This window comes from Oxalicibacterium sp. (assembly GCF_035565035.1).
In the GTDB taxonomy this organism is placed as follows: Bacteria; Pseudomonadota; Gammaproteobacteria; order Burkholderiales; family Burkholderiaceae_D; genus Oxalicibacterium.
Window position 1 is genome coordinate 1 of the sequence record NZ_DATMTD010000077.1, and the last position, 12,770, is coordinate 12,770.

At 54.3% G+C, this 12,770-nt stretch carries 11 protein-coding genes; 4 read left to right on the plus strand and 7 right to left on the minus strand.

What is annotated here, in order from left to right:
* Nucleotides 1–243: 243 nt before the first annotated feature.
* The 3 genes from VN114_RS07095 to VN114_RS07105 all read right to left on the minus strand — a co-directional run bounded on the left by VN114_RS07095 (nucleotide 244) and on the right by VN114_RS07105 (nucleotide 2,404).
* The gene (locus VN114_RS07095; RefSeq protein ID WP_325513425.1) at nucleotides 244–1,068 is read right to left on the minus strand and encodes a metallophosphoesterase family protein; all 825 of its coding nucleotides are present in this window, start codon (nucleotides 1,066–1,068) and stop codon (nucleotides 244–246) included.
* A gap of 2 nt (nucleotides 1,069–1,070) precedes the next feature.
* On the minus strand, nucleotides 1,071–2,114 hold the full coding sequence (locus VN114_RS07100) for a diacylglycerol/lipid kinase family protein (protein WP_325513406.1): 1,044 nt from the start codon (nucleotides 2,112–2,114) through the stop codon (nucleotides 1,071–1,073).
* Nucleotides 2,115–2,236: 122 nt separating this feature from the next.
* Nucleotides 2,237–2,404, minus strand: a complete 168-nt coding sequence (locus VN114_RS07105; RefSeq protein ID WP_325513408.1) for a hypothetical protein — start codon at nucleotides 2,402–2,404, stop codon at nucleotides 2,237–2,239.
* A 448-nt stretch (nucleotides 2,405–2,852) separates the two neighbouring features.
* Here VN114_RS07105 and VN114_RS07110 point away from each other — a divergent pair, with 448 nt between their 5' ends.
* Nucleotides 2,853–4,511, plus strand: a complete 1,659-nt coding sequence (locus VN114_RS07110; RefSeq protein WP_325513410.1) for a methyl-accepting chemotaxis protein — start codon at nucleotides 2,853–2,855, stop codon at nucleotides 4,509–4,511.
* Between the two features lie 124 nt (nucleotides 4,512–4,635).
* On the opposite strand, the gene VN114_RS07115 is transcribed toward VN114_RS07110, so the two are convergent.
* The 4 genes from VN114_RS07115 to VN114_RS07130 all read right to left on the minus strand — a co-directional run bounded on the left by VN114_RS07115 (nucleotide 4,636) and on the right by VN114_RS07130 (nucleotide 9,418).
* Nucleotides 4,636–5,190 (minus strand): GNAT family N-acetyltransferase, encoded by a 555-nt coding sequence (locus tag VN114_RS07115; protein ID WP_325513412.1) that lies wholly within the window; start codon nucleotides 5,188–5,190, stop codon nucleotides 4,636–4,638.
* A 68-nt stretch (nucleotides 5,191–5,258) separates the two neighbouring features.
* Nucleotides 5,259–7,475, minus strand: coding sequence for an OsmC domain/YcaO domain-containing protein (locus VN114_RS07120; RefSeq protein WP_325513414.1), 2,217 nt, complete (start codon nucleotides 7,473–7,475; stop codon nucleotides 5,259–5,261).
* 255 nt (nucleotides 7,476–7,730) lie between these two features.
* Nucleotides 7,731–7,946: a hypothetical protein gene (locus VN114_RS07125; RefSeq protein ID WP_325513416.1), complete on the minus strand. Its 216-nt coding sequence runs from the start codon at nucleotides 7,944–7,946 to the stop codon at nucleotides 7,731–7,733.
* Nucleotides 7,947–8,119: 173 nt separating this feature from the next.
* Nucleotides 8,120–9,418, minus strand: a complete 1,299-nt coding sequence (locus VN114_RS07130) for a YihY/virulence factor BrkB family protein (protein WP_325513418.1) — start codon at nucleotides 9,416–9,418, stop codon at nucleotides 8,120–8,122.
* A 232-nt stretch (nucleotides 9,419–9,650) separates the two neighbouring features.
* Here VN114_RS07130 and VN114_RS07135 point away from each other — a divergent pair, with 232 nt between their 5' ends.
* The 3 genes from VN114_RS07135 (at nucleotide 9,651) to VN114_RS07145 (ending at nucleotide 12,447) form a co-directional block, all read left to right on the plus strand.
* The gene (locus VN114_RS07135; RefSeq protein WP_325513420.1) at nucleotides 9,651–10,913 is read left to right on the plus strand and encodes a divalent metal cation transporter; all 1,263 of its coding nucleotides are present in this window, start codon (nucleotides 9,651–9,653) and stop codon (nucleotides 10,911–10,913) included.
* A gap of 153 nt (nucleotides 10,914–11,066) precedes the next feature.
* Nucleotides 11,067–11,852, plus strand: coding sequence for a guanitoxin biosynthesis heme-dependent pre-guanitoxin N-hydroxylase GntA (gene gntA / locus VN114_RS07140; RefSeq protein WP_325513422.1), 786 nt, complete (start codon nucleotides 11,067–11,069; stop codon nucleotides 11,850–11,852).
* Nucleotides 11,853–11,862: 10 nt separating this feature from the next.
* Nucleotides 11,863–12,447, plus strand: a complete 585-nt coding sequence (locus VN114_RS07145) for an urea carboxylase-associated family protein (protein WP_325513424.1) — start codon at nucleotides 11,863–11,865, stop codon at nucleotides 12,445–12,447.
* The last annotated feature ends 323 nt before the right edge of the window (nucleotides 12,448–12,770 follow it).

Genomic DNA, 12,770 nt, shown 5'->3' on the forward strand with positions numbered 1-12,770 from the left:
GTCATTTTAAAATCTCGCCAGTAAGTGCTACAGCAATGTCGTTCATTCCGGTCGCAAGCAATTCATTATGAAGAACTGATGGCACGCTGTTTCCAGTCCACGCGGCACGTTAAGAAATAACACGTCGCTCGTGGAGTCCAATTTACCTGATCTGTGTATTTGCAGTTGGTGTCTTGACATAAGTCGACTGATCAAGAAAGTGCCGCTGCGGGATTTTGCCGCGACGACCTCGCGAAAATACCATTATTCACCCCCATCACTGCACGCAGGGGATCGTTGCATGTCGACGCTGTCTGCCAGCACAAAATCGTCCACATTATTGTCGTAATCCCACCGTTCGACAACACAACGTTGTGGCGCGTCGTCGAAACCATAACGAATGAGATTGACTGAATTGCTGGAGTCGTGGCGGATGCGCGATGACACGGCAGTACCCGCCTGCACTGCCCACATCCGCCGCGGCAGATCCGTAATTCGATCATGCAGTGCACAGACGAATGGCCGATGAATATGCCCGCCAAGTATCAGGTCTGCGCCAGCTTTTGCCCAACTGCTGATGGCGTTCTGGTGACCGCGAAGCAGATGTTCCCGATCAACCTCATGCGTGACATACACCGGCTGATGCGTGACCACGAGGCGCAACTGGTTTTTTCCCGCCTGCTGCAAATGCTGTGCGACGCGTTCAATCTGGGCGCGCGATACCTCGCCTTCGATATGCCGGTAGCGCCGTGTGGTGCGTACACCGATCGCCAGCAGCTCCGGCGTGTCGTGGATCGGTTCAAGCTCGGCGCCGAAGGAGCGGCAGTAACGTGAGTAGGGTAGAAAGACGCGGGTCGCCATGTCAAACAGAGGAATGTCGTGATTGCCGGCGATGACAAGTCGCGAAGGAATTCCCAGGCGATCTACAAAAGCGCGGGCTGCGTTGAACTCGACGGTTCGTGCGCGTTGCGTGATGTCGCCGGACAGGATCAGCAAATCGAATGGTTGCGTATGCGCCAATCGTTCCAGCGCCTTGACGACGAATGGACGCTCGGTGCCGAAGTGCGGATCGGAAATGTGCAGTACCATTTTCACGCGGCATCGCCTTCCAGCCTGGTTTTCCAGTCCGCTTTGTCGTCAACCGCGGCACTGTCCGATTCTGCCGCGCGGTGTGTTTCGTTTTCGGTGTCGGATGCGTGACGGCGCTTGATCAAAAGCAGCGATTCGGAGGCAACGCGAAACTCCAGCGGCGGACGCAACCACATTATTTCGCCATCGGCGGCCACCTTGATCTTGTTTGATCTTTTACCGACGCTTTTTGTATCTGTCTTCGATGTGTCTTTGGCTGCGAAATGTTTTCCGCGGGGTGCAATCGTCAGCTTGCGAAAACTGAAACCGACGACATTCTCTGCATCGCCCAGTCGACCCAGTGCACCGCATGCGCCCAGCCACAGCATGGCGAGCTTGCCGATCGGCCGCACCGCAATTGCTGCAAGCTGGCCTTGAACCACGGCTTGCGCCTGTGGCATGCCGACCTGTTCAAGTTGCAGCCGGTTGTTGCCGACAAACAGGGTGGTCGTGCGCATCGTGACGCGCTCGCCCTCCTGCTCCAGCACCATATTCAGCGTTCTGTGACGGCCGAATACCGTGGCGATCGCCGCCCAGATGGCGACCAGCCGACTGCGACCGTATTGCTGTTTGAACGCTTCACGATCCTCCAGCAACTCGGGATACAAACCCACGCTCGCGTTGACCAGAAAAACATGATCGTTCACAAGCCCGACTTGAACGGGCACAGGTTCACCCTGCAATAAATCATCGAGTGCGTCGCCGATTTCTTCCGGAATCCCATGGGTGCGTCCGAAATAATTGAAGGTGCCTTGCGGTATCGCACCGAACAGGCAGCCACTCCCGAGCACGGTGTTGGCAACGGCGTTGATCGTTCCATCTCCGCCGACGGCAACGACGACGCCGCCTTGCTCCCTGGCGGCGTCAACCGCCTGTTGCGCGGTTGACTGAATCTGGCTGGCATCTTCAATGACAAAGATGCGATAGGATCGTGCAGCCGCCTGCATGGCCGACGCAATGTGCCGACGGGTCTCTTCGGCGTCGTGACGTCCCGAACCACCGTTCATGACAAAAAATAACGGCGGCGCGGAACGATGGGAAATCAAATTTCGGGACAAGGTCAGACAGCCTCGCAATGTAGTAAAACGTCAATGAATCGCGAGCGGTATTACAACAACATGGTGTGCGTTTACGGGCCGCGTGTCTCGGTTTCCTGTCCCTTGATGGCATTGCGGTACTTCGCGTTGGCTGCAGCCTTCTTCTCTGCTTCCATCGCTTTATTGGATGCCTTGATACGCGCCTTTTCTGCCTTGCCTCGCTGATGCGCAATATCCTTGTTGCCGATTCGATTGGTCATGATTGCCTCCAGGTGCGTTGGAAGACCACCTTATCATGCCGTTTCGCTGGTCAATGTACGCTTGCGTACATGACAGATTCGATCACTGCCAACGCTTCGGCGAACAACGGAGCCGCGTCCGTCCTGCTGTAGTAATGCGATCAGCACTCGGCATTCATTAAATCCCTGTGTTGAAAGCTTACGGTCAACCCGCTTTGGGATTCGCAATAAAGCATTGCAATCCTGCGGTCAGGCTTCAAAAGAATATTTCTGCAGTGTAACTAATCCTGATTACCCCGCGAATTAACCAGTGTCGCTTGCGTCGATCACGCCGCGACGAAAACGGTTTTATTGCAGCCACCAAAAAACACTATCGATCTGATGAAAACAATCAATTTTCATACAGAAAGAAGATTCCGTATATTTCCTTACAGCAATTCACAAGTCACGGTCAAAAACAGGAAAAAGTATGAGCACGCAATCAGGGAAGAAGCAGTTGAGTATCGCCGGACGCCTCGGTATCGGATTTGGTCTGATCCTGGTGATGATGCTGGCCTTAACCGTACTCAGCATCTCGAAAGTCAATTCAATTGAAAGCAGCCTGACGCACATCAGTGACGTCAACAATGTCAAACAACGTTACGCAATCAACTTCCGCGGCAGTGTGCACGATCGCGCCATTGCCATACGCGACGTCACGCTCGTTCCCGATGGCGAAGTTGAAAATGTATCGGCACTGATCGACAAGCTTGAGTCGGACTATCAGGCATCTGCCAAGCCGCTGGACACCATCTTCAATACGACGCCGGCCAAACCGCGCGATGAAATCCGCCCTGAAGAACGACAAATTCTTTCCGAAATCAAGGCAATCGAATCACGTACAACGCCGCTGATTAGGGAAGTCATCCGGTTGCGACAGTCCGGGAACCTCGAAGAAGCCAGAAGGTTGATGCTCACGCAGGCCAAACCGGCATTTATTGACTGGCTTGGTGCGATCAACAAATTCATCAATCTTCAGGAATCGTTCAGCCAGACAGAATCGCAACATGCCCGCGAAATGGCAAACGGCTTCCAGACATTGATGCTGGCTGTCTGCCTGATTGCCCTCGTGATCGGTGTGGTGGTTGCCGTGACGATTACACGTTATATCCGCAAGGCGCTGGGCGCCGAACCGAATGAAGTGAAAGCACTGGCTGAGTCGGTCAGCAATGGCGAACTGTTTCATGAGATCCGCCTGCGTCATGGCGACACGGACAGCATCATGGCGGCCCTGTCGCGCATGAGCCGCAATCTGCGGGAGACCGTCGTCAATGTCAGCGATACGGCACAAGGCGTATCGCAAATCAGCGCACAGATCGCTCAGGGCAATGTGCATTTGTCAGGACGAACGGAAGAACAGGCCGGCTCGCTGGAGGAAACGGCATCCGCGATGGAAGAACTGACATCTACGGTCAAGCAGAATGCAGACAATGCCCTGCAGGCAAATCAGCTTGCGCGTTCTGCATCGGAGATAGCGGTCAAGGGCGGCGTGATCGTGAACGATGTTGTGGTGACAATGGACTCCATCAATACCTCGTCACGCCAGATCGTCGACATCATTGGCGTGATCGACGGGATCGCATTCCAGACCAACATCCTCGCGCTGAATGCGGCGGTAGAAGCTGCCAGGGCGGGTGAACAGGGACGCGGCTTTGCCGTGGTTGCGACCGAAGTGCGCAATCTGGCGCAGCGCAGTTCATCCGCGGCCAAGGAAATCAAGAAGCTGATCGACGATTCGGTTTCCAAAATCGATGCGGGCAGCAAGCTGGTAGAACAGGCCGGCTCGACCATGACGCAGATTGTTGAAAGCGTCAAACGCGTGACCGATGTGGTTGAAGACATCTCGACCGCGAGTCGTGAACAAAGCGTCGGCATCGAGGAAGTGAACCGCGCGATTACCTTGATGGATGAAGTCACGCAGCAAAATGCCGCGTTGGTCGAAGAAGCGCTGGAGGCTGTACAGATGCTTCAGAATCAGGCAGGGAATTTGAATCACGCGGTCGGCGTATTCAAGCTCGAAAAAACCGGTTTCGCAACGCAACCTGCAAAGGCAATCCCGTACTTGCGGCCGGTCCCCGCACTGGCTTAGATCGGCTCAGTCCTGTTCCAATATGAAAAAACCGCTGGATAAACCCAGCGGTTTTTTATTTGAAGAGCATGCATCGCGCCATTGCACGAGTTCTGATCAATCTATCGGGAAAACCATCTCCGGCCTATCCGGCCAAATGGAGATACCAGAACAATGCCATCTCCCGAGCGGCAGGCCCTGACGACAATGCATCGTATAGATGCGCGTCATAACCGCCGAGTTTGAAGCCGAATTTTTGATAGAACCTGCAGGCTGGCGCATTGTTGTGTTGCGTCTCCACCCGCAGCCCCGGCAAACCGGCTTCCCTCGCCCAATCAACTGCAGCCTCCATCATTTTGGAAGCGCAACCCAGGCGCCGGACATTGACATCGGTCGCCATGTCGTCGACGGAAGCATAGCCATTCCAGAATCTGGATATCGCGAGATGCCCTACTGGCGTGTCGCTCGAATCGACTGCAAGAAAAAGAGCCAGTTCATTCTTGTCCAGATATTCGGTAATGGAAGGTATTTCAAGGTCGTATCGTTTTGTATAAGGCTGAACGGATTGAAATTCGGTGAGTTCCGGGTTGGTAAACGGGCCGACCGCAATGGAATCCACAAGGAATGAATAATCGTTGTACGTCAGCTTGTGCAGGTCGTCGAGCCTGGCTTTTCTTACCGTGATTTCAGACTTAACCATACGAACTTTCTGTGCCGGGTGATTTGAATGTGCGGAGAGAGAATTATCGAAGATCGGATCGGATTGGATTACGCAACCCGGGCCGTCATGCCGGCGCGCGCGGCATGCAATTTTTTGTAGCTGTCGAGCAAACGCTGGTGCCTGTCGAGGCCTTCGAGTTTCATGCTGGTTGGCGTCAAGCCGAAGAAGCGCACGCTGCCATTTACCGAGCCCAGCACTGCATCCATTCGCGCATCGCCAAACATGCGACGGAAATTGACCACGTAATCGTCCAGTTCCAGTTCATCATCCTGCATTACCTCCAGCACCACGTTCAAGGCTTGATAAAACAATCCTCGCTCGACCGTGTTGTCGTTGTATTGCAGGAAGGCGCCTACCAGTTCATGCACTTCCTCAAATTGCTGCAAGGCCAGACGGATCAGCAACTTCAGCTCCAGAACGGTCAATTGTCCCCAGACTGTATTCTCGTCAAATTCGATGCCGATCAACGTGGCGACGTCGCCGTACTCATCCAGTTCGTTATTCTCCAAACGCTCGAGCAGCGCCTCCAGAGCGGCATCGTCCAGTCGATGCAGGTTCAGGATATCGGCGCGGAACAAGAGCGCCTTGTTGGTGTTATCCCAGATCAAATCTTCCACCGGATAGACTTCCGAATAACCGGGCGCCAGAATCCGGCAGGCAACGGCGCCCAGCTGGTCATATACCGCCACGTAGACTTCCTTGCCCATGTCTTCGAGAATGCCGAACAGGGTTGCGGCTTCCTGTGCGTTCGAGCTCATTTTGTCTTTCCCGGCCCTCCCGGAAAAATCCCATTCCACAAATTCGTAATCTGCCTTGGCGCTGAAAAAGCGCCACGACACAATTCCGCTGGAATCGATGAAATGTTCGACAAAATTGTTTGGTTCGGTCACTGCTTCGCTTGCAAAGGTCGGCTGCGGTAAATCGTTCAGGCCTTCAAAGCTGCGACCTTGCAGCAATTCCGTCAGGCTGCGCTCCAGCGCAACTTCCAGGCTGGGGTGCGCGCCGAACGACGCAAACACGCCGCCGGTGCGCGGGTTCATCAAGGTGACGCACATCACCGGATACGTGCCGCCCAGCGACGCATCCTTCACCAGGACCGGAAAACCCTGTTCTTCCAGCCCTTTGATCCCGGCCAGAATGCCGGGATATTTCGCGAGGACTTCCTGCGGTACATCGGGCAAGGCAATTTCGCCTTCCAGAATTTCGCGCTTGACCGCCCGTTCGAAAATCTCCGACAGGCATTGCACTTGCGCTTCAGCCAGCGTGTTCCCGGCGCTCATGCCATTGCTGACGAAAAGGTTTTCGATCAGGTTGGACGGGAAATACACAACTTCGCCGTCTGACTGTCGCACATACGGCAACGAACAGATACCGCGTGTCGCATTGCCGGAGTTGGTGTCGACCAGGTGCGCGCCGCGCAGTTCGCCATCGGGGTTGTAGATTTTCAGGCAGTACTCGTCGAGAATTTCCTTCGGTAATGCATCCTTGCGGCCGGATTTGAACCAGCGTTCATTCGGGTAATGCACGAATTCTGCATTGGCGATGTCTTCGCCCCAGAACGATCCGGCATAGAAATGATTGTTGCTCAGCCGCTCGATGTATTCGCCGAGCGCGGACGCCAGTGCGCTTTCCTTGGTCGATCCCTTGCCATTGGTAAAACACATCGGCGAATGTGCGTCGCGAATATGCAGCGACCACACATTCGGAATGATATTGCGCCAGGACGCGATTTCGATCTTGATGCCCAGGTTTGCCAGCAGTCCGGACATATTGGCGATGGTTTGTTCCAGCGGCAGGTCTTTGCCGAGAATATGGGTGCTGGCGTCGGCAGCGGGCTTCAGCGTCAGCAACGATTGCGCATCGGCGTCCAGATTCTCGACTTCCTCGATGATGAATTCGGGACCTTCCTGCACCACTTTTTTCACAGTGCAGCGATCGATGGAACGCAGGATGCCGCGGCGATCGACTTCCGAAATATCCGCCGGCAACTCGACCTGAATCTTGAAAATCTGCTGATAGCGGTTATCCGGATCGACAATATTGTTCTGCGACAGCCGGATATTTTCCGTCGAAATGTTGCGCGTATTGCAGTACAGCTTGACGAAGTAAGCCGCACACAAGGCCGATGAAGCCAGGAAGTAATCGAACGGGCCAGGCGCCGAGCCATCGCCCTTATAGCGGATAGGCTGGTCGGCAATGACCGTGAAATCGTCGAACTTGGCTTCGAGACGAAGCTTGTCGAGAAAGTTGACCTTGATTTCCATGGGGATTCCAGATGATGCGCAAAATGACGTGGCCGCTATTATCCGTCGTCGCGCTGGCGCTGTGTGATTCATCGACGCTTTTCACAAAAACTCGAGCTTGGGAAAAATTGTCAGGCAGCCACCATTGTCAACGCCGGCTGGATCGGTAAGTGGGGGAACCAAAAATGATAAAGCCCCGTTGAAACAGGGCTTTATGGCGTTCGATTTTTTACGTGGCGGCAGGTTTGAAAATCTTTTCACGCACCACTGTATTTTTTATTCTTCCATCCCGTTCAGGGATTCAATATCGGCCTTGGCCATTCGCAGCATCAGCTCCGCCTTCGCCTCATGCGGCGAAATGCCAAGTGCGGCGGCGTCCGGTGCGGATTTCTTCATCTGACCGTCACGTTCGATAAAGTATTCACCTTCGTCGTAGCTGATGGTGTAAGTGAGGCGCTGGCCTGATGTCCGGACGTATTGGGTTGAAGGCATGGATGGTTTCCTCTCTGGTTTTGTGTAGTCAATGATTGACCTTGGGCGTTGCCACTAGTTCTTGCGCCGTGACAATCTTCTTCGCGTGGCACATATTTTCGCGACCTGCGCGTCATTCAACGCGCGACGAAGTGCGAACCCTGCGCGCAGTTTTCAAGTGTTAAACGAAGCCTTCAGACGATCTTCGCCTTCGATCCATAGTTGTTCGCGTAAATCCAGGTGAACTCCGCTCCCAGCAGGAATATTTGTGCCGAGTAGTAAATCCACGCCAGCAATAACGCAAACGATCCTGCCGCACCGAAACCCGTGCTCATGCCGGTGGTGCCGAGGTAAAGGCCGATCAGATACTTGCCGATGATGAACAGTATCGTGGTGGCGACGGCACCTATCCAGACGTCATGCCACGACAGGCGCACGCGCGGCATGAATTTGTAAATCATGGAAAAGAGACCGGCGAAGACGAAAAAGGAAATGACCAGGTTGAGAATTTGCAGAACGATCTCCCATCCCTCGAACCAGCCACCCCACCACTTTCCGAGCGCTGCGAGTCCGGAGCTGACGACCAGCGACACCATCAGCATGAATCCGAGGCCGAGAATCAGGCCGAAAGACAGCAAGCGGGTGCGAATCAGGTTCCAGAGGCCACCCTCCTTGACGGCAACCGGCATACGCCAGATGCGGTCGAGCGCGCTTTGCAGTTCTGCGAAGACGGCAGTGGAACCGATGATGAGCGTGACAATACTGAGTCCGGTTGCGATGAGACCTTCCGTCGGCTTGCTGGCGGATTGCAGCAAACCCTGAATGGCGACAGCACCTTCTTCGCCGATGACACTGCGCAACTGGGTAACGATCTCGCCTTGCGCCGCGTCCTGCCCGAAGATCGCGCCCGCCACAGCAATGGCGATGACGAGCATCGGCGCAATGGAAAAGATCGTGTAATAGGCGATCGCCGCTCCCATGCTCGGTGCAAAATCGTCCATCCACGCACTGATCGCGGCCTTGGTGAGTCGCCATGCCTGTTGCAAGCGGCTGCCATGTGCGATGCGCGCGACCTGCGGCGCTGCATCCTTTTGATATTGCTCCGGCAATTCGACAGCGCTTCTGTTACTACCGGTGCTGTCGCTTTCTCGACCGCGCGCGTCGGTTACGGACTGCGTTTTGGACGGCTTGTCCGATGCGAGGACAACCGGCAACAGCACTTTCAGCAACAGAATGATCTGATGCGGAAAACTGATGCGGTCCCTGTCGACCTGTTTTTTATGCAGCTGCGGCGTTTCAGGTTTGCGTAATGTGGCCGGTTTTTTCCTGAGAGTGCGCTTGATGGCATAGCCAACGCCTGCAACACATGCGATGCCAATGCCGAGCTCCTTCAGCGAGACACTGTTTGCTTCATGTTGCTTGGTTTCGCGACCGGGGTCGCCCGTTGACGATATCTTTGCCTGACCAGTCAACGGCACAGGCGGGTTGCTCATGGTGTTCCCTCATCTATTGAGCCGGTTCCCGATAGTTAAGCAACCGGAGCCGATTTATTCAGTGCGCAAGATCACATATGGATGCGGCTACGCACGCAACTGCACACGAATACACAGAGCCGGGTTTTTGTGGAGGGTTGTAAATCGAAAGAATGATCCTGTGCGCTAACGCACATGTTTGCCGTCCGCGATATGGTATTTCTTCTTCACTCGCGTATTCGATAACGTATCCATGCCTTTGAAAGAAACATCCTTTCTTAAAAAACTGGGCCCCGGCTTGATCACCGGCGCCGCGGATGACGATCCCAGCGGGATTGCCACGTATTCCCAGGCCGGAGCGCAGTTCGGCTACGGCATGATGTGGACGCTATTCCTCAGCTATCCATTGATGTACGGCGTGCAGGCAACCAGTGCGCAGATCGGTCGGGTGACCGGTCACGGCTTGGCGACCAATATTGGCCGGCACTATCCGAGATGGTTGCTTTACCTGATCGTCAGCTCCTTGCTGGTCGCCAACATCATCAATATTGCAGCGGACGTCGCAGCAATGGGCGAGGCATTGAATATTCTTGTCGGAGGTCCCGCTCTTCTCTATGCACTCGGCTTCGGCGTGCTTTCCCTGTTGCTGCAGATGTTCATTCCTTATAACCGCTATGTCCGCGTGCTGAAGTGGCTGACTCTCGCACTGTTTGCCTACGTGGGCACGGTCTTTGTCGTTCACGTTCCCTGGTTCGACGTAGCAAGGGAAATCGTCCTGCCCGCATTTTCCTTACGTCCTGAATACATCACGACTATCGTTGCAGTTTTCGGAACCACCATCAGCCCTTATCTGTTTTTCTGGCAGGCTTCGCAGGAAGTCGAGGAACTGATTGCCGACGACAATGAAAGACCGCTCCTGCATTCCGCCGAACATGCGGAAGAAAATCTGAAACGCATCAATGTGGATACGCTGGTCGGCATGGGATTCTCGAATGCCGTGGCGTTTTTCATCATGCTTACCGCGGCGGTGACGCTGCATGTTCATGGCGGCAAGGAAATCCAGTCCGCGGTCGAAGCCGCGTCTGCCTTGCGGCCGGTAGCGGGAGAGTTCGCCTTCTTCCTGTTTGCGATGGGAATTATCGGCACCGGCCTGCTCTCTGTTCCCGTCCTTGCAGGATCCGCGGCGTATGCAATGGCCGGCACCTTCCACTGGAAAAACAGCCTGGAACGCCAACCTGCCAACGCCAAACAGTTCTACGCAATCATCGCCATCGCCACGCTGCTGGGCAGCGCCCTGTGCTTCATGCCCATCGATCCTTTTAAAGCCCTGTACTGGGCCGCCGTGATCAACGGCGTGATCGCCGTCCCCATTATCGTTCTGATGATGGCGATGGCGAGCAATCCCAAGGTGATGGGCGATTTTGTAATCAACAGGAAAACCAGACTGATGGGGTGGGCCTGCGCGGCAGTGATGGCGGTCTCGGTGATTGCGATGATTGTGTTTTCGTTTGTTTAAACGATCATCTGAAACGATTCAGGTTGACGGACGGCAAGTTGTCCCTTTCCAGCTATCACCTCCTGTCGCCCTACAAGATGTGGCGCACTTTTCTGATATCGCCAGCCATCCCAAAAGTTTATCTTGGTTGCATGACTCACACTCATCCGTGGCATGGACACCGAAATCAGCAACGTAGAAAATCCGTTCAATAGCGACACCGCAATCGAAAGCAGCAATTACGCCGGCGTTGTCGATAAAAAACTGGTTGCCGGCGAAGAGCTGAATGAAAAGCCGCCGGCGCTGCTCGATTTCGTCCACGATTCGTTTCGCTCCCTGGTTCTGAACCCGCAGTTCTCTTGTGTCGGTGCCAAGTCCGCGATCAAGCAAGGTGGATATCGGATTGGACATTACGACGAACTGAGTGGCGAGGAATCGACCGCGGGGCTGGCGCACGATCTGTTTCACTTCCTGCAGGAACAACCCGATCTGGAAGGCGAGTTCTCCACCTTCGTTGCGACATTCTCCAATCCGGTCATTCATTCCGAAGAACAGTTCGAAGCGCTGTTGTGGCAGCAGCTACAGCAATTGCACGAAGTGGATGCGCCATTGCATGCATGGGATCCGCAAGTCAGCGACGATCCCGAAAATCCTCATTTCGCATTCAGTTTTGCCACGCACAGCTTCTTCGTCGTCGGACTGCATCCGGCCGCGTCGCGATACACCAGGCGTTTTGCGTGGCCGACGCTGGTCTTCAATCTGCACGCCCAGTTCGAATATCTGCGCGAAGAAGGACGTTTCGATCGCATGCAGGAAGTAATTCGCAAACGCGAACAGGAACTGCAGGGGTCGATCAACAAGAATCTCAGCGAGTTCGGCACGATGTCGGACGCGCGCCAGTATGCGGGCAGGCAAGTCGGACAAGAATGGCACTGTCCGTTTTCCACCAAAGAGAAATGACACCACCTGCATGGAACATCGTCACATCGCGCGACAAAGCGGCACTGCCTTCAAACTGAAACGCGGACAACGGCTGCGTGTTATCGATCCTCTGGGAGAACAGGTATCGGATCTGATCGCCTTTGCCGAACATGACCTGGAAGAATGGCTGTCCTCGGGACGCACCATCGATTACGCCAACACGATCTATGTGACGGCAGGCCATACGCTTTATTCCAATCGCAGCAATCCGATGTTTACCATTCTTGAGGATCAGGTCGGCCGCCACGATTTTCTGCTGACACCATGCAGCCCGGAAACCTTCAAGATCATTTACAACAATCATGCCCATCATCCAAGCTGCTTCGCCAATCTGGCGCAGCAGCTTGCGCCTTTCGGTATCCCGCCGGACCGCATTCCGACCACGTTTAATATTTTCATGAACGTGAAAGTGGCAGCCGATGGCGAACTGACAATCGATCCGCCCTTGTCGCAAGCGGGACAATATATCGAGCTTCGCGCGGAAATGGATTTGATCGTCGGTGTTACCGCCTGCTCCGCAGAGATGTCGAACAATTATTCGTTCAAACCGATCGATATCGAAATCCGCGACTGAAACAGGAACAATTCACTGATATCGTTTATCCGCCTTCTTGCCGCCGCAGGATCGTGGCGTCAAAATTTCGGCATGCATGGTTTTTCGGCAAGAATAAATAGATTGCTTGTTCCCCCAAATGAGCGCATGATCTGTTCGCGGTGAGTTCACTCGCCTGGGTTTTGCACTTTCCACTATAGGACTGGCGAACCCCTCATATCAAGCCTGCTACCTTCTGGTCGCAGGCTTTTTTGTTTATGGGCTGACCGCAGTCCGGTTTTGAATTCGAAGTTCTGGTTGCAGCCACCTCATATTTCAATAATAATTGAAATATTGAATTAAAG

Bases quoted from the DNA above. Each gene is read 5' to 3' on its own strand.
- VN114_RS07095 (WP_325513425.1), bottom strand. From the start codon at position 1,068: ATGGTACTGCACATTTCCGATCCGCACTTCGGCACCGAGCGTCCATTC.
- VN114_RS07100 (WP_325513406.1), bottom strand. From the start codon at position 2,114: ATGAACGGTGGTTCGGGACGTCACGACGCCGAAGAGACCCGTCGGCAC.
- VN114_RS07105 (WP_325513408.1), bottom strand. From the start codon at position 2,404: ATGACCAATCGAATCGGCAACAAGGATATTGCGCATCAGCGAGGCAAG.
- VN114_RS07110 (WP_325513410.1), top strand. From the start codon at position 2,853: ATGAGCACGCAATCAGGGAAGAAGCAGTTGAGTATCGCCGGACGCCTC.
- VN114_RS07115 (WP_325513412.1), bottom strand. From the start codon at position 5,190: ATGGTTAAGTCTGAAATCACGGTAAGAAAAGCCAGGCTCGACGACCTG.
- VN114_RS07120 (WP_325513414.1), bottom strand. From the start codon at position 7,475: ATGGAAATCAAGGTCAACTTTCTCGACAAGCTTCGTCTCGAAGCCAAG.
- VN114_RS07125 (WP_325513416.1), bottom strand. From the start codon at position 7,946: ATGCCTTCAACCCAATACGTCCGGACATCAGGCCAGCGCCTCACTTAC.
- VN114_RS07130 (WP_325513418.1), bottom strand. From the start codon at position 9,418: ATGAGCAACCCGCCTGTGCCGTTGACTGGTCAGGCAAAGATATCGTCA.
- VN114_RS07135 (WP_325513420.1), top strand. From the start codon at position 9,651: ATGCCTTTGAAAGAAACATCCTTTCTTAAAAAACTGGGCCCCGGCTTG.
- gntA (WP_325513422.1), top strand. From the start codon at position 11,067: ATGGACACCGAAATCAGCAACGTAGAAAATCCGTTCAATAGCGACACC.
- VN114_RS07145 (WP_325513424.1), top strand. From the start codon at position 11,863: ATGGAACATCGTCACATCGCGCGACAAAGCGGCACTGCCTTCAAACTG.